Below are 18,978 nucleotides of genomic sequence, written 5' to 3' on the forward strand. Positions count from 1 at the left end.
GAGTATGCAAGTTTTATGATTCATTTCTACGCCTCGTAGAAGTTACTCGCAAGTCGGGCGGTCGCGTCAGGGGAAGGTGGGCAGCGGAAGCCGGACGAGGCGCGGATCCCGGGTGAGGTCCGCGATGGTGAGGGGATCGAGCTCCGCGTAGAAGGCCTCGCGCGCCCGGTTGAGCGCCCCGCGGAGGCGGCAGCCCGCGATCAGCGGGCACGCGTGGTCGCCGGAGGTGCAGTCCACGACGTCGGGCTGCTCGTCGAGGCTGCGCAGGAGGGAGCCGACGCTGAGCCCCAGGCCCGCCGGGGTGATCCGCGCCCCGCCCGTGCGCCCGCGCGCCACCTCGAGCGCGCCGCGCCGGCCGAGCTCGAGGACGGCCTTGCTGACGTGGTTGTAGGGGATGCCGATCGCCTCGGCGACGGCGCGGCTCGTGAGCTGCTCTCCCTCCCGGGAGCCGAGCAGCATCAGGATGCGCAGGCAGACGTCGCCGAAGGCGTTGAGCTTCACTCCCTCAGTGTCCCAGCCCGGGCGGGGTCAGCCCCAGATGAGCAGCTCGCCGGCTTCCGCCGCGGGCTCGGCAAAGGCCCACTCGCCACCCTCCGCGGCGGGCGGCGTGTAGGCCTGGACGACGGCGACCGCCCCGCCCTCGCTGTGCTCCGCGTTGGCGTGCACGGCGTCGCGGTCCTCCTCGAGCAGCGTGACGTCGGAGACGAGGGCGATCGCGGTGAAGCCCTCGCGCTGCTGCCCCAGGAGTTCGACGAGGTCGCCCATCATCGCCTCGGCGTCGATGTCCACTTCCGGATCGTCGTCGTCCGCCGGCGGCTGCACGGCGAGGAGGCGCAGCTCGCCCTCGGCTCCGTCCTGGGCCGCTTCCAGGGCGACCGCGAACGGCAGGAAGACCCCGTTGGCCTCGAGCTGCTCGCGGGCGACGCCGAGGGCCGTGCCCAGGACGCGGTTCAGCTGCAGGTGGGCCTCGGGGCCCAGCTCGGTGATGCGGTTCTCGCTCATGCGGTGCTCCTGACGATCTCGAGGACGGCGTCGCGGACGCGTTCCATGGTCTGGGGGTCCCTCGCCTCGCCGTTGTAGCGCAGGAAGGGCTCGGTGTTGGAGGGGCGGAGGTTGAACCAGAAGGAGCCGTCCGCCGCGGCGATCGTGGTTCCGTCGAGGCGTTCGACGACGGTGCCGGCGCCCTTGAGGCCCTCCGCGTCGAGGGCGATCGTTCCGCGGCCGCCGTTGCCGTCGTGGCCGGCGGCGAAGGCCCCGAGCACGCGGGCCACGGCCGCGTCCTTGTCTTCGATCCGCGAGTTCAGCTCGCCGGAGGCGAAGTAGGGCTCGTACTCCTCGGCCAGCGCCGAGAGCGGGCGCTCCTGCCCGCCCAGGGCCGCCAGGACGTGCATCGCCGCGAGCATGCCGGTGTCGGCATTGAAGAAGTCGCGGAAGTAGTAGTGGGCCGAGTGCTCGCCGCCGAACACGGCGCCCTCGGCCGCCATCACGGCCTTGATGAACGAGTGTCCCACCCGCGTGACCACGGGGCGTCCGCCGTCGTGCTCCACGAGCTCGGGCACCGCCCGGGAGGTGATCAGGTTGTGGATGACCACCGGGGCCTCCTCGCCCGCGGCCTTCGCGCGGGCGATTTCGCGGCGGGCCACGAGCGCGGTCACCGCCGAGGGCGAGACCGGGGCGCCGAGCTCGTCGATCACGAAGCAGCGGTCCGCGTCGCCGTCGAACGCCAGGCCGATGTCCGCCCCGTGCTCCACGACCGCGGCCTGCAGGTCCCGCAGGTTCTCCGGCTCCAGCGGGTTGGCCGGATGGTTCGGGAAGGTGCCGTCCAGCTCGAAGTACAGGGGCACGATCTCCAGCGGAAGACCCGGCAGCAGGGCGTCCCCGAGCACGGCCGGCGTCGTCATGCCCGCCATCCCGTTGCCGGCGTCGACGACGACCTTCAGCGGCCGGATGCCGGACAGGTCCACGAGCGAGCGCAGGTACGCGGCGTAGTCCGCGAGCACGTCGACGTCCCCGACCCGGCCCTGCGGGGCGTCCCCGGAGACCGGCAGGCCCTCGGCCAGGTAGGACTGGGCGACATCCCGGATCCGGTACAGGCCGGTATCGGAGGAGACCGGGACCGCGCCGGCCAGGGCCATCTTCATCCCGTTGTACTCGGCCGGGTTGTGGCTCGCGGTGAACACCACGCCCGCCGCGTCCAGGATCCCGCACGCGAAGTAGAGCTCGTCGGTGGAGATCAGCCCGAGCATCCGCACGTCGGCGCCCCGGTAGGCCGCCCCGCGCGCGAAGGCGCGGGAGAACGCCGGAGACGACGGACGCATGTCCCCGCCGACCAGCACCGTGGAACCGGCCAGGCCCAGGACGTCCACGAAGGCCGCGCCGACGGCCTCCACGCTCTCCTCGGTGATGGTCTCGCCCACGATCCCGCGCACGTCGTAGGCCTTGAAGGACTCGGAAAGATCAATCTCGCTCTGCACGGGTTCGAGCTTAGCCGCTGCCGGTGACGCTTCGGCCCCGCGGCCCGTGAGATGCCGGCTGAGTCCGACCGGCACCGCTCCTCCACAACGCCCCGGGACCCCGTCCCGCTCCACAGCCCCGGGCCGGCGGGCCGAAGCGTCGGCAGCGGCTGGAATACTGGGGCGCATGGTTGAGACGACGACGGGTACGGGACTTCGGGAGAGCGCGACGGCGGTGCTGCGCCGCCTCGTGGGGCGGGAGGACGCCGACTTCCACGACGGGCAGTTCGAGGCGATCGAGGCCCTCGTCGACGGGGGACGGCGGGCGCTCGTCGTGCAGCGCACCGGCTGGGGCAAGTCCGCCGTCTACTTCGTGGCGAGCCTGCTGCTGCGGGCCCGGGGGGCGGGGCCGACCCTCATCGTCAGCCCCCTGCTCGCGCTCATGCGGGACCAGGTGGCCGCCGCCGGGCGGGCGGGAGTCCGCGCCGAGGCCATCAACTCCGCCAACGCGCTCGAGTGGGGCGACGTCCTGGCCCGGCTCGACGCCGACGAGGTCGACGTCCTGCTCGTCTCGCCGGAACGCCTCAACAACCCGGCCTTCCGCGAGCGCCAGCTGCCGGAGCTGGTGCGCCGCATGGGCCTGCTGGTCATCGACGAGGCCCACTGCATCTCGGACTGGGGACACGACTTCCGGCCGGACTACCGGAGGATCAAGGACCTCATCGGCACCCTCGACGACGCCGTGCCGGTCCTCGCGACCACGGCCACGGCCAACGAGCGCGTCGTCCACGACATCGAGGAGCAGCTCGCCGTCGGCGGGGCCGACGTCTTCACCCTGCGCGGCCCGCTCGCGCGGCGCTCCCTGCGTCTGGGCGTGCTGCGGCTGCCGAGCCCGCGGGCACAGCTCGCCTGGCTCTTGAGCCACCTGTCCGAGCTGCCGGGCAGCGGCATCATCTACACGCTCACCGTGTCCGCGGCCGAGGACATCACGCGCCTGTTGCGCGAGGCCGGGCACGAGGTCCGCGCCTACACGGGCCGCTCCGACACCGAGGAGCGCGCGGCGTCCGAACAGGCGCTCAAGGACAACGAGGTCAAGGCGCTCGTGGCGACGAGCGCCCTGGGCATGGGCTTCGACAAGCCGGATCTCGGGTTCGTGGTCCACGTCGGCGCTCCGAGCTCGCCCGTGGCCTACTACCAGCAGGTCGGCCGTGCCGGCCGCGGGACGGACAACGCCGACGTCCTGCTCCTCCCGGGGCCGGAGGACCGCGAGATCTGGCGGTACTTCGCCACGTCGTCGATGCCGGACGAGCAGCGCGCGCACGCCGTGCTCGAGGAGCTCGGCTCGGCGCAGGGCGCGGTCTCCGTCCCCGCGCTCGAGGCCCGCGTGAACATCCGCCGCACGCCGCTCGAACTGCTTCTGAAGGTGCTCGCCGTCGACGGCGCCGTGGAACGGGTCCAAGGCGGCTGGATCCGGACGGGGGCCCCGTGGCACTACGACGCCGAGCGGTACGCCCGCGTCGCAGCGGCCCGCGTCGCGGAGCAGAACGCCATGCTCGACTACGAGAACACGACGTCCTGCCGCATGGAGTTCCTCGCCCGGGCCCTCGACGACCCGACGGCCGCCCCCTGCGGCCGGTGCGACAACTGCGCCGGCACCTGGTTCGGGGACTCCCTCGCGGAAGACGCCAAGGACAGCGCCCAGGCGGCCCTCGGCCGCGTCGGGACCGAGCTCGAGCCGCGGGCGATGTGGCCCGGGGGCATGGACCGCCTCGGCGTGCCGCTCAAGGGCAAGATCCCGGCCGGGGAGCAGATGGCGGCCGGCCGCGCGCTGGCCCGCCTCACCGACCTCGGATGGGGCGGCCGGCTGCGGACGCTGTTCGCGCCCGGGGCGGAGGACGCTCCCGCGGACGAGGCCCTCGTCCGGGCGTGCGTCGGCGTCCTGGCCGGGTGGGGATGGAGCGAGCGGCCCGTCGCCGTGGTCTCCATGCCGTCGAGGACGCGCCCGCTGCTCGTGCGGTCCGTGGCCGAGGGCCTGGCCGGGATCGGCCGGCTGCCCTACGCCGGGGAGCTGGCGTACGCCGACGAAGGACCGCGGGGCGAGGCGGGCGGCAACTCGGCCTTCCGGCTGGCCTCGGTCTGGGACCAGTTCGCCGTCCCGCCGGCGCTGGCGGAACGGCTCGCGGGGGCATCCGGCCCCGTGCTCCTCGTCGACGACCTCGCCGACAGCCGGTGGACGCTCACCGAGGCGGCCCGGACGCTGCGCCGGGCGGGCGCCCCGGGCGTCCTGCCGTTCGTCCTGGGCCTGGCCGGCTGAGCCCGCCCGGTTCGTCCGCGCGGCCTAGACTGGACGGCATGGAGACTACGCTGTGGGTTTTGGTGCCGCTGCTCCTCGTGGGTGGAGCCTGGTGGTGGATCAGCTCGCTGCGCAAGAAGAACTCCGCCGAGGTCGCCGGTTCCATCGGTCCGGACGCCGCGCGGGATGCGGCGTCCCGGCTGAACGCCGACCAGCACCGAGCCGTGTACCAGGCGATCGCCCGGGGGGACTTCATGGGGGCCGTCCGCGGCTACCGCGAGGCCACCGGCCAGGGCGTCAAGCAGTGCATCGTCGCCGTCCGCAGCCTTGAGGCGCACCCCCAGGTGCACGGTCAGGCGGGCGGCGGGGCCGGACCTCGCGGCGCCGACACCGCGGGCACGGCGGATCGGCTCGACCCCGCGTCCGACGCCGCCGGCTCCGGAGACGCCGCCCGGGCCGTCGAGCCTCCCGCCGACGGCCCGGGGACCAGCGGGGGAACCGAGGAGGATTCCGCCGAAAACAGGGAGGGCGGGACGTCCGGCGAGACGGGCGCACCCTCCGACGTCGACGAGACCGTACCCGCCCCGGCGCGCAACGTGCGGCGCAGCACGGGCGACTTCGACGGCGACTTCGTGGTCCCGGAGGAATGGTCGGAGAAGTTCGGCAGCGGCGCCGGCCGGACCACGTCGGTCTTCAAGATCACCGCCGAACGCAATGGTGAGTCCCACGAGTTCAGCTCCAACGAGCTGCCCCCGGCCGAGGGCGACCAGTTCCAGTCGCTGCTGCGCGACCACGACTTCGCCGGGGCCGCGGCGCTGTTCGCGGCGCACTCGGGCCTCGATGCCGCCGCGATCCAGAGGCTCCTCGAGTCGGCACCCGTCGACGGCCCGGCCTCCGCGGCCGGCCGCCACGTCTCGGACTTCAGCTTCGAGGGCGACGGCCCGTCCGGGCCGGTGCGCTTCAGCGCCGCCGACCTGCCGCCAGCCGACCGGGAGCTCTTCCTGGAGCACGTCAGCGCCGGACGGATGAATGACGCGGCCGAGATCGTCCACCGCAACACCGGCCTGCCGGTCGCGGTCGTCCTGCAGCTGCTCGACGCCTTCAACGGCTGACGCTCCACGGCGCTCGAGAAACGTGAAAACCCCCTCTGACGAGGGGGTTTTCAGCGGACACGGGGGGATTTGAACCCCCGGTCGAGTTTAACCCCGACCCTTCATTAGCAGTGAAGTCCATTCGGCCGCTCTGGCACGTGTCCAGCGCTGGTGAGAACCAGCCACTCAAGCCTACCGAAAGCGGGCGCGCCACACAAAAAGGCCGCCCCGGCGCTAGCGGTCGAGCATCCTCCAGAGGAATCCGTAGCTGAGTGCGAGCATCTCGGCCGTCTGGCGGTTGTCGCTCGCTCCGGCATGTCCGCCGTCGAGGGATTCGTGGTACCAGGCGTCATCCGCGCCGAGATCCTGCATCTTCGCGGCCATCTTCCGCGCCTGCACCGGCCCCACGCGGTCATCGCTCGTCGCGGTCCAGATCAGGGACGCCGGATACCGGGCGCCGTCCGGCAGTGGATCGTCCAGACGGTGTAGGGGCGAGAAGGTGCGCAGGAACTCCCAGTCACCGGGGACGTCGGGATCCCCGTATTCGGCGATCCAGGAATGCCCCGCCGACAGCCGCGTGTAGCGGCGCATGTCCAGGAGCGGAACCCCGCACGAGACCGCCCCGAAGAGCTCCGGGTAGCCCGTGATCATGTTGCCCATGAGCAGCCCGCCATTGCTCCGGCCCGTGGCCGCGAGGAGCCGCGGGCTCGTGACGCCGCGACGGACCAGGTCGCGGGCGATCGCCGCGAAGTCCTCGTAGGCGCGGTGGCGGTTCTCCCGCAGCGCCGCCCGGTGCCAGCCCGGGCCGTACTCGCCGCCGCCCCGGATGTTGGCCACGACGTAGACGCCTCCGCGCCCCGCGCTGTTGCGGCGCGCGAGCCAGGCCCGCCCCACGAGCGGTGCGTAGGCCGGCGCGAGCGAGGTCTGGAAGCCCCCGTAGCCGTTCATGAGCACGGGATTGGCGCCGTCCAGTTCCAGGTCCGCGGGGGCGACCTCGAAGTACGGCACCCGGGTTCCGTCGTCGCTCACCGCGAAGTGCTGGGCGACGCGCAGGTCACCGGCGTCGAAGTGGGCGGAGGCGCGCTTGACCACCTGCACGGCGCCGGGACCCGTGGCTCCGGGGCCCAGGGTCGCCCGGGACAGGGTGGAGGGCGTCAGGAAGCCGGTCGAGGTGATCCAGACGTCGTTCGCCGTCGCCGGGTCCTCGTCGTCGACCGCCGAGACGGATGTCGTGTGGAGGGCGGCGCCGAGTTCCACCTCCGCCGTGGCCCACCCGTCGGCCGGGTCGGCGACGAGGAGCCGCGAGCTGACGTCCCGCAGGACGTTGAGCAGCAGGTGGTCGCGCGTGAAGTCGAACGAGGCGAGCGTCGAGCGCCCGTCCGGGATGAAGACCTCCGCGACGCGGCGGTCGCCGGAGAGGAAGGCCTCGAGCTCGGCGACGGCGAGCGAACCGGCGGCGATCGTGCGCCCGTCGATCTCCCAGGGCGTCTGCGGGCTGAACAACACCCACTGGCGGTGCAGCGACACCGACACGTCGCTCGGGACGTCCACCGTGACCCACGCGCCGTCGCGCAGCACGGAGGTCCGGGTGTTGTAGAAGTCGACGACGTCCACGGCCACGGAGCGCTCGAATCCGGGCGTCGGGTCGTAGTGGACCTGGGCCAGGACGTGGTCCGGGTCGACGGCGAAGACTTCGGGCGCGTCGGCGGGGTCCTGGCCCCGTTCAAGCCGGCGGCAGGTGCGGGCGTACGAGGAGCGGGTGAGGGATCCTTCGCCGAAGTCCGTGCCGAGGTAGAGGGCGTCCGGCCCCGCCCAGGAGACCACGGTCTTCGCCGTCGGGATGTCGAAGCCGCCGTCGACGAAGTCCCGCGCCCCGAGGTCGAACTCGCGCACCCGCACGGCGTCACCGCCATCCGGGGACAGCCGGACGAGCGCGCGGCTGTACGGCTCGCCGTCGGCCGGACGCAGCAGGCGCGTCCCCGCGAAGACCCAGTCCGTGCCGTCCGCTGCTGCGAGGGCGTCGACGTCGAGCAGGACCTCCCAGTCCGGCGCGTCGGAGGCATACGAGTCCCAGCTCGTGCGCCGCCACAGACCCTTGGGATGGGACCGGTCCTGCCAGAAGTTGTAGTAGTGCCCACCGTGCTTGGCGACGCCCGGAATCCGGTCCTCCGCGTCGAGGACCTCCAGGAGCGATCGCTCGAGCTCGCGGTGGGCACCGTCGACGAGCATTCCCTCCGTGGCCTCGTTCTGCCTCCGGACCCAGTCCAGGGCATCGTCGCCGTGGATGTCCTCGAGCCACCCGTAGGCATCGTCGGCGTCGGTAGCGGGGTGCGGTTCCGTGCTGTGAAGGGGTTCGTTGCCGGTCATGCCGCCAGTCTGCCACGCCGCCGTGGGGTGCCCGCGATAGGCTGGGATCCCGTGCGTGCCCGGCACGGATCCACAGACATTGGAGGGAGTCGCCCCGTGCGCACCGAGCCGTTCCGCCTGGTCGTCGTAGGCGCAGGACCCCGCGGAACCTCCGTTCTGGAGCGTCTCCTGGAGCGGCTCGAGGACCCCCGGGAGATCGATGCCGCCCCCGGCCGGGAGATCCACGTGAGCGTCGTGGATCCGTGGGATCCGGGCTCGGGGCATGTCTGGGACCCGGGCCAGTCGCGGCTCTTCCTGATGAACACGCCCGCCCTCTACCCGACGGCCGCGCCGCCCCGGACCGGCGACGGGGCCGGCCTGAGCTTCGATCAATGGCGGCGGTCCGGCGGCGACGGCTGCGTCCTCGCCGCCGCCGAGGAGCGCGAGCTCGCCTCCCTGGGCCCGGGCGACTACCCGTGCCGCGCGCTCTACGGCCGCTACTTGCGCCACCTCTTCGACACCGTCGCCGCAAGGCTGCGCGCCCACCCCCTCGTGGCCGGCGTCGAACACGTCCGCGCCGAGGCCACGGCCCTGCGCCGGGGCGAGGCGTCGTACTCCCTCGAACTGCGCGACGCCGACGGAAGCGGCGCACGGTTGGAGGCCGACGCCGTCGTACTCGCCGTAGGGCACGTCCCCGCACGCCCCAACCAGAGGCAGGAGGCCGCCGGCCGGCGCGCCGACGCGGCGGGCCTGCACTACCAGCGGCCCAACGTCCCCTCCGACGTCGACTGGTCCGTCTACCCGCCCGGGCGTCCCGTCCTGGTCCGCGGCCTGGGATTGAACTTCTTCGACGCGATGGTGCAGCTGACCGTCGGCCGCGGGGGAGGGTTCGTCCAGTCGGGCGACGGTCCCGGGCGGCGGCTCGAGTACCTGGCGAGCGGGCGTGAACCCATACTCCACGCCGGCTCCCGGCGCGGCACGCCGTACCGGGCCAAGCCCTGCGTGGACGCGTTCATCCCGCCGTCGATCCAGCTGCGCCACCTCAGTTACGAGGCCGTCCACGCCCTGGCCGCCTCGGGCGCGCCGGGCGAACCCGAGGGAAAGGTCGCGTTCGGCGCGCACATCTGGCCCCTGCTGCACCGCGACGTCCTGCACACCTACTACTCCGTCGCCGCCCGGACGCGGCCCGAGCTCTTCCCCGGCGGGGCGTCCGAGTTCATGGAGGCGCTCGACGGCGTCCTGCGCGCCCCCTACCCGCACGGCCAGGAAGTCTGGCGCACGCTCGCCCGGGACCTCGTGGAGAACCTCGCCCCGGAGCTGGGCTGGTTCGACGTCGTCGCGCTCGGGCACCCGTTCGCCGAGCACGGCTTCGCCGACGACGCCGCCTACCAGAAGGCCGTTGTCGCCTACCTCGAGGCCGACGCGCGGGCCTCGGAGCGCGGCGAGGACGATCCGGAGAAGATGGCGATCGCCGCGCTGAACGCCGGGCGCGTGCAGATCAAGCGAATCGTGGCCGAGGGGCTGCTCGACGAGCCGTCGCGCATGGACGAGCTGCAGCGCTGGTTCGAGCCGCTCGTGGAGGGGCTGGCGAGCGGGCCACCCGTGCAGCGGATCGAGGAGCTGGCCGCGCTCGCGCGCGCGGGGATCGTGCGGTTCATCGGGCCCGATCCGGCGTACTCCCTCGACGACGAGGCGGTGCGCTTCACGGCCTCCTCGCCATGGGTCGCCGCCGAGCCCGTGGCCGCGCGCCACATGTTCGAGGCCATGATGCCGGCTAACCGCGTCGCGCAGACCGATTCGCCGCTTCTGCTGCAGCTGCAGCGCGACGGGCTGGCCCGCCCCAGGCCGGTGCAGACCGGGGAGGGCGAGACAGTGCCGGGCACCGGGTTCGACGTCCTCGGCGAGCCCTACCGCCTGGTCGATTCCGACGGCGTGGCCCACCGCGCGGTGTTCGTCCTGGGACTGCAGCTCTCCTCCGTGCAGTGGGGGACGGCCATCGCGGCCGAGGCCGGCGCCGACGCGCAGCACGGCGCCCGCACCCTCGCGGATGCGGACGCCGTGGCCGCGGAGATCGTGCGCCTCGCCCGGTAGTCCGGTTCAGGCGCCGTTTCCGCGCCGGGCCCGGGTGTCCAGGGGGACCTTGCGGGCGCTGTCGACGAGGTCCCACACCGTGATGACGACGACGGCGATCACCAAGATCACGGCGATGGACGCCGGGGCGTCCGGGGAGATGTCGAGCCGTTCGGCAAAGGCCGGGTTGATCAGCGCGTCCCGGAGCAGGAGCCACACGACCGGGCCCGCGAACGCCAGGCTCAGGACCGCGTGGGCCGCGAAGAAGCCGCAGCTCCAGCCGCGGGCCCGGTAGCGCAGGAACTCGAGCGCCGTGTTGGCCACGAGCACCGCGACGAGGAACGGCAGCCAGAACGACCACAGCGCGGGGTCAAGCGCCGGGATCGGCGCACCCTCGGCATCGCTGAACGGCGAGCGGAACTGCTGCCAGACCAGGTAGGCGGCGAGCCCCAGCGTCAGGACGGCGGCGACGATCGTGTCGCCGATCTTCACGACGCCGCCCGTCGCCACGTCGGGCAGGTCGTCCGGCGTCCAGTCCGTGGCGGGTTTCCGGGTGCCGCTGCGCTCGATCGCGGCGAAGACCACGGTGGTCCAGAGGCAGATGTGCGCGCCGACGGTGAGGAGCGTCAGGACGGTGTTCGACGCCGTCTCGCCGGGGTGGCCGTGCCCGATCAGCTGCCCGATCAGCACCACGCCGCCGAGGATCGGCAGCACGATGGCGAGCAGGAGCTTGAGCAGCCGGATGTAGTCCGGGTAGAGGGCCGGACCGATGAGGTACAGGGGACGGCCCGCGAAGTCGGCGGAGAGCCGCATCGGGTCGCCGAGCTCGAGCAGCGCGGCCCGTTCGGCCGCGTCGCCGGGCTCGCCCTGGGCGGTGCGGTCGGCGACCATGTCGGCGATGGAGGCGGCGAGTTCGCGTTCGACGTCGGTGCGCTGGCCCGGGGGCAGGCTGCGGGCCACTGCGGCGACGTAGCGTTCGGTCAGGGTTGCCATGGTCTTCCTAGCCTTCCGGGCTGGTGGTGGGTTCGCCGCCCGGGCCGGTGCCGGGGGACATGAGTCGGGTGGTGGCGTCGTGGAGGGCGTCCCATTCGCGCAGGAGCCCGTCGAGGACCCCGCGGCCGGCGGGGCTCGTGCGGTAGAACTTCCTCGGCCTGGCCTCGTCCGTGTTCCATTCGGAATCGAGCAGTCCCTGCTTCTCGAGCCGGCGCAGCAGCGGGTAGAGCGTATTCGCGTCGACGTCGAAGCCGGCCTCCCCGAGCGCGCCGAGGAGCGCGTAGCCGTAGCCGGGTCGGGACAGCGTGGCGAGGCAGGCCATGACGACCGTCCCGCGTCTGAGCTCCTGGAGGTGTCCGCCGAGGACCTCTGCATTGTTCATGACAGACACTATAGTGTGTGTTGCACAGTAAAGGAAGAGGCACTATAAGGTAACGCCCGTGCCACCCTCCACGCGCACGCTCCCGGGCCCCGCCGCGTCGGGGTAGATGTCGAATCGAGCCACGTATTCCCGCGCTTTCCCCGACACCGTGGGAGGGGTCGCGGGGTGTGGACACGCGAGTGCCCCGCACCGGATTCGATGCGGGGCACTCTGCTGGGTGGAGGAACGGACCTCCCCCTCGTCCCGTCGGGCTAGATGCCGCTTGGATCAACGCTTTCCGACATGTTCCCCGACACCGCGGGAGGGGGTGGCGCGCTATCGCATGGGAGGCGTGGAATCCGGGGCTTCGGCGTGCAGCGCGGCCTCGCGGCGGCGGGAGCGGAGCACGAAGGCCAGGCCGAGGCCGGCGAGCATCAGCGCCCCGATCCCGAGGGGCAGCAGGCCCTCGCTGCCCGTGGCGGCCAGTCCGCCCGTTCCGCCCTGGCCGAAGCCCGGGCCGAGCGCGGAGCCGCCGTCGCCGTCGTCGGAACCCGAACCCGGGCCGTTGCCGTTGCCGTTCCCCGTGCCGGATCCGTCGTCGGTGCCGCCGTCGCCGCCCGCACCGTCGTCGTCACCGTCGTCCGAGGGGACGTCGGAGGCCGTGGCGACCGCCGAGGGGAGCTGAACGGTGTCCCCGGCCGGGGTGTGCAGGACGAACGCCCCGCCGTCGAGCCCTGTCGGGGCCGTGAAGGAGACCACCGCGACGCCGTCGACCACCTCGAAGGTGCCGATCTCGCCGCCCGGGGGCGCGGCGACGGCGGCCCGCAGGCCCACCGAAGCGCCGATCCCGCCCCCGCCGAGGCCCACGCCCACGCCCGCCGCGGACGGCGTTTCCGCCGAGCCGCCCGGCACGTACTCCAGGACGAGCTCGTCGCTGACCGGGGCGCCGTCGGAACCCAGGTCGACGTCGCGGACCTCGAAGGAATACTCGCCACCCGGCTCGATGAGCCCGGGAGCGCCGGAGACCTCGACGCCGCGCTTGCTGAAGTCCGGGGACAGCGGCGACTCGCGCTCCACGAAGTCCACGAGGGCCTCCATGTCCGAGTAGCCCGTGTCGATCCGCTCCGTGCCGCCCGTCAGGGCCGTGAACGAGTCGCCGCCGCCCGCGAGGAAGTTGAGCGTGCCGATCGAGTACTCGGCCTCCAGGTCGAGCGGCTCGCCCTCGAACCACACGCCGGTCACGCGCTCGCCGACGGGCAGCTCCGTGTCGAAGGTGTAGTCCAGGTTGTCGGTGAGGCCCAGCGCCAGCCGGGACTCGGTGCCGTCGACGATCCGCCACTGCTGCTCGAGCAGCTCCCAGACCTCGGCGCCCGTGAGCTTGAGGCTGAAGAGCGTGTTGCCGAACGGGAAGACGTTGTTCAGCTCCTTGTAGGAGATGTCTCCCGGGACGTCCTTGGCGGGGGCGCCCGGTGCGCGGCCGGACTTGTCGAAGAACAGCTCGTCGCGGATGCCGCCGGCGTTCATCACGCCGATCTGCGCCTGCTGCGGGGTCAGGGTCGACACGGAGTCGCGCAGCACCGTGGCCAGCAGGTTGCCGAGCGAGGACTCCTTGGCCCGGTTGCCGCCCGCGTTGCCGGCGAAGTCCGGCGCGTAGTCCGTGGTGATGGACGCGGTGACCTCGCCGACCTTGGCGGCGCCGAGGACCTCGGCCTCGGCGTTGGCCCGGTCCTCGATCTCCTTGACCGCGGCGACCACGGGGTAGCGTCCGGCCAGCGCATCGACGTCGGCGTCCGCGTCGACGGGGAGGTTCTCCGCGCCGACGAACGTCACCTCGCGGGTCTCGGGGTCCACCGTGAAGTCGGCCACCGCGAGGTGCCCGCCCGCGGACGCGGCCTGCATCACGGGGCGCTCGGAGTCCCCGTTGGCGGCCGTGTAGTTGTAGAGCTGGTGGCTGTGGCCGTTGAAGATCGCGTCGGCCTCCGGGCTCGTCTCCTCGACGATGCGCTTGAAGATCCCGCTGCCCGCCTTGGCGGCCTCGAGCGAGTCCGCCGGCTGGGCGCCCTCGTGGTAGCTCGCGACGACCACGTCGACGTCCTGGGGCAGCCGCTCGATCTCGGCGTTGACCGCGGCCACGGGGTCCGTGACCGTGAGGCCCTCGAGCCCCGCGGGGGAGACGAGCGTCGGCAGGTCCGCGGTGACGGCGCCGACCACGGCGACCTTGACTCCGTTGACCTCGAAGACCTCCGAGGCGGGGAGCACGGGCTGGCCGTCGGGGCCGAGCACGTTGGCGGCGAGGTGGTTGAAGTCCGCGATCCCGGAGACCCGGTCCCGCAGGTCCGGCCAGCCCTTGTCGAACTCGTGGTTGCCGACGGTCGTGACGGCCACGCCAAGCGCGTTGAGGATCTCCAGGGCGGGCTCGTCCTGCTGCAGCAGGGAGGCGAACTGGCTCGCGCCGATGTTGTCACCGGCGCTCGTCAGCAGCGTGGAGTCCACGCCGCGGTCCTCGCGCCACTGCTCCACCGTCGCGGCGAGCTTCGTGGAGCCGTTGTCCGCGTCGACCTGCCCGTGGTAGTCGTTCAGGCTCGCGATCGAGACGGGGATGCCGGCAGCGGCGCCGCCCAGATCGAGGCCCACGACGAGCGGGTCGTGGTCCGAGGCCCGGTAGGCCGAGGCCTCGTGGAGGTTGGTGGCGTTGTAGTTGTAGCGGCTGTATTCGAGGGCGATGGGCTCGACCGCGTTGATGTTCCAGATGTCCGCGCCCGTCACCGCGGCATCGGCCGCGGGCGAGGCGAGGATGTGGTCCAGCGAGCCGACGCGCGCACCGAAGAGGTACGTCTGCTTGCCCGTCTTGGCGCCCTGGTCCACGTAGCCGGCCTCGTAGAAGACCTGCATCGGGTCCTCGTGGGTGTAGGCGTTGAAGTCGCCGGCGAGGAACACCTTGTCCGTTCCGGCCTCCTCCGCGACCTGCCCGGCGAAGTCCACGACGGCCTCGGCCTGCCGGACGCGGTCCGCGTTCCACGCGCCCTGCCCGTCGCCGGAGTCGTCGTTCGCGGAGCCGTCGCCCGGGGCGGAGCCCTTGGACTTGAAGTGGTTGACGACCGCCACGAACGTGCCCCCGGCGTCCCCGCCGGCCGGGCGGAACGCCTGGGCGAGCGGTTCGCGGGCGTTGGAGAACGCCGGATCGCCGTCGAGGATGGCCGATTCGCCCACGGGCTCGGCCGCGGCCGCCCGGTAGATGAACGCGGTGCGGATGACGTCCTCGTCGGTCGGCACGGCGGCCGGGCTGCGGACGTAGTCCCACGTGCCGGCGCCGGCGGCCGCGTTGAGCGCGGACGTCAGCGCGGCGAGGGCCGCGTCGCGGTCCTTGCCGAAGGCGGCGGAGTTCTCGATCTCCTGCAGGGCCACGACGTCGGCGCCGAGCCCGTTGAGCGCGGCGACGATCTTGGCCTGCTGGCGCTCGAGGTTGGCCGGATCGGCGGCGCCGCGGGCGTCGCAGCCGCCGCGGACCGTGACCGGGTTGCCGGCGCGGTCGTTGTAGTAGGTGCAGCCGGTCAGCTCGGAGCCGGTCGTCGTGAAGTAGTTCAGCACGTTGAACGCGGCGAGCTTCAGCGTGCCGCCGACGGCCGCGGGGGCGGCGGGGCGGTCGCCGGCGAAGGCGACGGGCTGGGCCGCGGCGTTGGCGCCCGTGATGCGGGTCTGCGGCTGGAACTTCCAGGCCTCGAAGCGGTAGTCGAGGACCACGGGGCCGCTGAAGGCCACCGCGGCGCCGACGCGCACCGGCGTGGAGGCAGTCAGGTACGGCAGCGGGACGGACTGGTTGGCGGTGCTGCCGAGGAAGTTCAGGGAAGAGCCGTCGTCGAGGACCACGGAGCGGGCCTTGTTCTCGGCCTCGACCTCGGCGGCGCGGGTGCTTCCGGGGCGTGCGACGTCGGTCGGCTGGGCGAGCGTGCGCAGGCCGGGGACCAGGGTGCTCTCGCCGTGGGCGAGGGTGATCTCCCCGTAGTTGTTCAGTGCGTAGTTGTCCGCGACGGTCCAGGAGCCCTGCGGGTCCCAGAGCATGCCCTCGTAGCGTTCGCGACCGGCGTCGTCCGCGGGCCAGGCGGCCGTGAGCGGCTTGACGGCCTCGGCGGGCTCGTCGAGGACGGTGGCCCCGCCCGCGGTGACGGAGAGCTGGGTCAGGCCGTAGTACTCGCCGGCCGTTCCGGTGACCTCGACGTGGTCCCCGACCTCGACGTCGCCGACGGTCTCGGGGGAGTGGACGAAGATGCCGTGGGAGGCCGCCTCCCCGCCCTCGCCGCCGGTGCCCGGGGTCTGCAGGTAGTAGCCGTCGAAGCCGCCGTCCGGGAAGGCGGCCGTGACGACGCCGCGGGTCGTGACGCGCTGGCCCGCGAGCGGCGTGGCGTCGCCCTCGCCCTGAATGGCGGCGATCTCGACGAGTTCGGGGTCGGGCCCCGGTTCGGGCTCGGGTTCCGGCTCGGGCTCGACGGGCGCCTCGCCGGCGCTGTTCGTCGGCGTGATCGCCTCGAGGACCGCGAAGTCGGCGGAGTTGTCGTCGGTGTCGACCCCGTCGGCGCGGTTGATGGACCGCGGGACGTTGTTGGCGGACGGGGCCGGGGCGACGGCCGTTTCGAAGGTGTTGGAGCCGCCGTAGCCGAGCAGGTCGACGACGGACTCGTGCCCCGTCGTGCTGCCGGCCGGGAGCGTGAGCCGCTCCGTGGTGTTCGCGAGGATGATCGTGCCGGTCGTGCCGCTCGGGTTCAGCCCCGTCGCCAGGTCCGCCGCGGGCAGCTCGCCGCCCGTGGCCCCGTTGGAGCCGCCGGAGACCAGGAAGTGGCCGCCGGCCGGGATCGAGCCGGAGAGCGGGTAGGCCGTCGCGGCCCCCGTGGACCCGGCCGCACGGTACTGGAGCGACCAGCCGTCGAGGTCGACGTCCGCCGCGGTGGGGTTGTAGAGCTCGACGAACTTGTCCTGGAACGGCGCGTTGGCGCTGCCGCCGCTGAGGTAGGCCTCGTTGATCACGATCCCGGTGCCGTCGACGGCCGCCACCGCGGGGGCCGCGCAGCTTCCGGCGATGAGGGCGGTCGCGGCGAGGGCCGCCAGCCCTTGTCTGAGTGGTGGTGTTCGCACGGTCATCCTTCGCTTCGAAGTGGGTGGCTGGCTGCCCGCGGGCGGGGCCCCGACGAGCCAAACAGCCGCAAGTGAACGGTTCGTGGACGGCCGGTGGAATCGGATTGACCGGGCCGTGCGCCATCGTGACGCAGGCATCCCCAAGGTTCACAGCTGGTGTTATCGAGTATTCCGGATCCTACACAAGGCCCCGCGCGGCCGAAACCCCGGCTTCGCTAGGATCGCGGCATGAGCGAAGCGGATCCCGAGCAGCTGGCACCCCTCGACCCCCGGGACTGGACCATCAGGCCCCCGCTCCCCGGAGGAGCCGAGCGCGAGGCGGTGTCCGGCGTCGTCCGCTCCGCCTTCGGTGCCGCCGATCCGGAGGAGGGCAGGACCGTCGCCGCGCTCGTGGAGCGGCTGCGGGGGCTCTGGGACGAGGGACGCGGCTTCGAGCTCGTCGCCGTGGCGCCGGACGGGCCCGTGGGCCACGTCGGCCTGACGCGCGCCTACGTCGACGCGGTCGAGGAGCTTCACCACGTGCTCGTGCTCAGCCCGCTCGCCGTCGACCCGGCGTGGCAGGGACGGGGGATCGGGCAGGCGCTCGTCCGGGGGGCGCTCGAGGCGTCCGGCGCGGCGGGCTACCGGCTCGTGTTCCTGGAGGGGGCGCCCTCGTTCTACCCGAAGCTGGGCTTCCGCCCCGGCGTCGGGGAGGGCTTTGCGAAGCCCTCGGCGAGGATCCCCGACGCGGCGTTCATGGTGGCCAGGACGGGCGCCGAGGACGACGCCGGGGCGCCGCCGGTCGCGGGCGCGCTCGTCTACCCGGAGGTGTTCTGGGAGACGGATACGGTGGGGCTGCGCGGGGAGCTGCTGCGCGCCTTGGTGCCGGAGCTCTTCGGCGGTCCGGCGGCGGGCGACTGAGCCGGGCTCGTGAACCAGCGGCCACACTGTGGCCACACTTCGGCCGGAATCGGGCGACCCATGACAAAGGGAAGCAGCCGCCGAAGCCGCTACTTCCCTTTGATGACGCGGAAGGTAAGGGATTTGAACCCTTGGTGCGGGGTTGCCGCACACTGGTTTTCAAGACCAGCTCCTTAGGCCGCTCGGACAACCTTCCAACGGCCCTACTATACCGATCACCCGTGCGGCCCCTGTGCGGGCCGGGCGGGTCCATGACCCAGCAGGAGGCAGTAGTGGCCACGATGAACGCCATCGAATACACCAGCAGCGGCGGCCCCGAGGTGATCCGCGTCGTCGAGCGCCCCCGGCCCGAGGCGGACCCGGGGCACGTGCTGATCAAGGTCGCCGCCGCCGGCCTGAACCGCGCCGACGTGCAGCAGCGCCGCGGCGTCTACCCGCCGCCACCGGGGGAGTCGGACATCCCGGGGCTCGAGGTCTCGGGGACGGTCGCGGCCGTCGGCGACGGCGTCGAGGCATACGACGCCGGTGCCCCCGTCTGCGCGCTGCTCGCCTCGGGTGGCTATGCGGAGTACGCCGCGGTGCCGGTCGGCCAGGTCCTGCCCGTGCCGGACGGGGTGGGCCTGACGGAGGCCGCCGGGCTGCCCGAGGTCGCGGCGACCGTGTGGTCCAACCTGGTCATGGAGGCCGGGGCGGCCCGCGGCGACACCGTCCTGGTCCACGGCGCCTCGGGCGGGATCGGCGCCGCCGCTATCCAGATCCTCAAGGCGCTCGGCTGCACGGTGGCCGTGACGGGCAGCTCGCCCGAGAAGCTCGAGTTCGCCCGATCCCTCGGCGCCGACCACCTGATCGACTACACGCGCGAGGACTTCCCCGCGGCGCTGCGGGAGCGCACGGGCGGCCACGGCGCGGACGTGGTCCTCGACGTCGTCGGGGCCAAGTACCTCGCCAGGAACCTCGACTCCCTCGCCACGGGCGGCCGGCTCGTGGTCATCGGGCTGCTCGGCGGTGCGCGCGCCGAGCTGGACCTGGGGCTGCTCATGCGCCGCCGCGCCCGCGTCATCGGCACGACCCTGCGCGCCCGCCCCGCCGCCGAGAAGGCGGAGATCATGCGGCAGGTCCACTTACACGTCTGGCCCCTGCTCGCCTCCGGGGCGCTGCGCGCCACGACGGACCGCACCTACCCCCTGGCACAGGTCCGCGACGCCCACGAGTACTTCGACTCCGGCAGCCACCGCGGCAAGGTGCTGCTCACGATGTGAGTGTGGCCACGCACCGCGGTGACCGGCATCGCGCCACCATGTGACCGAATCCGTTGTCGGGGGTAACGTAGCTGGCGGACCGCGG

The 18,978-nt window shown here is 72.9% G+C and carries 12 protein-coding genes and 2 tRNA genes; 5 read left to right on the forward strand and 9 right to left on the reverse strand.

Annotated features, from left to right (window positions below; all coding sequences use genetic code 11):
- Positions 1-66 precede the first annotated feature (66 nt).
- From ACQ3I4_RS11715 to ACQ3I4_RS11725, 3 genes are read right to left on the reverse strand one after another with little or no spacing between them, the layout of a single operon-like run.
- Positions 67-501 carry an RrF2 family transcriptional regulator gene (locus ACQ3I4_RS11715; protein ID WP_329862825.1) on the reverse strand — a complete coding sequence of 145 codons (435 nt, stop codon included), beginning with the start codon at positions 499-501 and terminating at the stop codon, positions 67-69.
- A gap of 27 nt (positions 502-528) precedes the next feature.
- The gene (locus ACQ3I4_RS11720) at positions 529-1,002 is read right to left on the reverse strand and encodes a hypothetical protein (protein WP_329862823.1); all 474 of its coding nucleotides are present in this window, start codon (positions 1,000-1,002) and stop codon (positions 529-531) included.
- Positions 999-2,474, reverse strand: a complete 1,476-nt coding sequence (locus ACQ3I4_RS11725) for a phosphomannomutase/phosphoglucomutase (protein WP_329862821.1) — start codon at positions 2,472-2,474, stop codon at positions 999-1,001. The genes ACQ3I4_RS11720 and ACQ3I4_RS11725 overlap by 4 nt, the downstream gene beginning before the upstream one ends.
- A gap of 166 nt (positions 2,475-2,640) precedes the next feature.
- Here ACQ3I4_RS11725 and ACQ3I4_RS11730 point away from each other — a divergent pair, with 166 nt between their 5' ends.
- Together ACQ3I4_RS11730 and ACQ3I4_RS11735 are read left to right on the forward strand one after the other, a co-directional pair.
- The gene (locus tag ACQ3I4_RS11730; protein ID WP_329862819.1) at positions 2,641-4,767 is read left to right on the forward strand and encodes a RecQ family ATP-dependent DNA helicase; all 2,127 of its coding nucleotides are present in this window, start codon (positions 2,641-2,643) and stop codon (positions 4,765-4,767) included.
- Between the two features lie 38 nt (positions 4,768-4,805).
- On the forward strand, positions 4,806-5,858 hold the full coding sequence (locus ACQ3I4_RS11735; RefSeq protein ID WP_329862817.1) for a hypothetical protein: 1,053 nt from the start codon (positions 4,806-4,808) through the stop codon (positions 5,856-5,858).
- 54 nt (positions 5,859-5,912) lie between these two features.
- Here the strand turns inward: ACQ3I4_RS11735 and ACQ3I4_RS11740 are convergent.
- Together ACQ3I4_RS11740 and ACQ3I4_RS11745 are read right to left on the reverse strand one after the other, a co-directional pair.
- Positions 5,913-6,001 (reverse strand) — tRNA-Ser (locus ACQ3I4_RS11740).
- Positions 6,002-6,071: 70 nt separating this feature from the next.
- The gene (locus ACQ3I4_RS11745; protein ID WP_329862815.1) at positions 6,072-8,204 is read right to left on the reverse strand and encodes a prolyl oligopeptidase family serine peptidase; all 2,133 of its coding nucleotides are present in this window, start codon (positions 8,202-8,204) and stop codon (positions 6,072-6,074) included.
- A 96-nt stretch (positions 8,205-8,300) separates the two neighbouring features.
- Between ACQ3I4_RS11745 and ACQ3I4_RS11750 the strand changes: the two genes are divergently transcribed.
- Positions 8,301-10,274 (forward strand): FAD/NAD(P)-binding protein, encoded by a 1,974-nt coding sequence (locus ACQ3I4_RS11750; protein WP_430633594.1) that lies wholly within the window; start codon positions 8,301-8,303, stop codon positions 10,272-10,274.
- Between the two features lie 6 nt (positions 10,275-10,280).
- Here the strand turns inward: ACQ3I4_RS11750 and ACQ3I4_RS11755 are convergent, their stop codons facing one another.
- From ACQ3I4_RS11755 to ACQ3I4_RS11765, 3 genes are all read right to left on the reverse strand, one after another.
- Positions 10,281-11,246 (reverse strand): permease prefix domain 1-containing protein, encoded by a 966-nt coding sequence (locus ACQ3I4_RS11755; RefSeq protein ID WP_329862811.1) that lies wholly within the window; start codon positions 11,244-11,246, stop codon positions 10,281-10,283.
- A 7-nt stretch (positions 11,247-11,253) separates the two neighbouring features.
- Positions 11,254-11,628 (reverse strand): PadR family transcriptional regulator, encoded by a 375-nt coding sequence (locus ACQ3I4_RS11760; protein ID WP_329862809.1) that lies wholly within the window; start codon positions 11,626-11,628, stop codon positions 11,254-11,256.
- 315 nt (positions 11,629-11,943) lie between these two features.
- Entirely contained in the window at positions 11,944-16,734 is a 4,791-nt protein-coding gene (locus tag ACQ3I4_RS11765) for an ExeM/NucH family extracellular endonuclease (protein WP_329862807.1), read from the reverse strand.
- Positions 16,735-16,962: 228 nt separating this feature from the next.
- Here ACQ3I4_RS11765 and ACQ3I4_RS11770 point away from each other — a divergent pair, with 228 nt between their 5' ends.
- Positions 16,963-17,634, forward strand: coding sequence for a GNAT family N-acetyltransferase (locus ACQ3I4_RS11770; protein WP_329862805.1), 672 nt, complete (start codon positions 16,963-16,965; stop codon positions 17,632-17,634).
- 108 nt (positions 17,635-17,742) lie between these two features.
- Here ACQ3I4_RS11770 and ACQ3I4_RS11775 read toward each other — a convergent pair.
- Positions 17,743-17,830, reverse strand: a tRNA-Ser gene (locus tag ACQ3I4_RS11775).
- A gap of 85 nt (positions 17,831-17,915) precedes the next feature.
- Here ACQ3I4_RS11775 and ACQ3I4_RS11780 point away from each other — a divergent pair.
- Positions 17,916-18,893: an NAD(P)H-quinone oxidoreductase gene (locus ACQ3I4_RS11780; protein WP_430633600.1), complete on the forward strand. Its 978-nt coding sequence runs from the start codon at positions 17,916-17,918 to the stop codon at positions 18,891-18,893.
- The last annotated feature ends 85 nt before the right edge of the window (positions 18,894-18,978 follow it).

The organism is Zafaria sp. Z1313 (assembly GCF_050563205.1).
In the GTDB taxonomy this organism is placed as follows: Bacteria; Actinomycetota; Actinomycetes; order Actinomycetales; family Micrococcaceae; genus JAZDCJ01.

Excerpts from the sequence above, each read along its gene's own strand:
- ACQ3I4_RS11745 (WP_329862815.1), bottom strand. The coding sequence starts at position 8,204 with ATGACCGGCAACGAACCCCTTCACAGCACGGAACCGCACCCCGCTACC.
- ACQ3I4_RS11780 (WP_430633600.1), top strand. The coding sequence starts at position 17,916 with ATGAACGCCATCGAATACACCAGCAGCGGCGGCCCCGAGGTGATCCGC.
- ACQ3I4_RS11755 (WP_329862811.1), bottom strand. The coding sequence starts at position 11,246 with ATGGCAACCCTGACCGAACGCTACGTCGCCGCAGTGGCCCGCAGCCTG.
- ACQ3I4_RS11760 (WP_329862809.1), bottom strand. The coding sequence starts at position 11,628 with ATGAACAATGCAGAGGTCCTCGGCGGACACCTCCAGGAGCTCAGACGC.
- ACQ3I4_RS11730 (WP_329862819.1), top strand. The coding sequence starts at position 2,641 with ATGGTTGAGACGACGACGGGTACGGGACTTCGGGAGAGCGCGACGGCG.
- ACQ3I4_RS11770 (WP_329862805.1), top strand. The coding sequence starts at position 16,963 with ATGAGCGAAGCGGATCCCGAGCAGCTGGCACCCCTCGACCCCCGGGAC.
- ACQ3I4_RS11720 (WP_329862823.1), bottom strand. The coding sequence starts at position 1,002 with ATGAGCGAGAACCGCATCACCGAGCTGGGCCCCGAGGCCCACCTGCAG.
- ACQ3I4_RS11735 (WP_329862817.1), top strand. The coding sequence starts at position 4,806 with ATGGAGACTACGCTGTGGGTTTTGGTGCCGCTGCTCCTCGTGGGTGGA.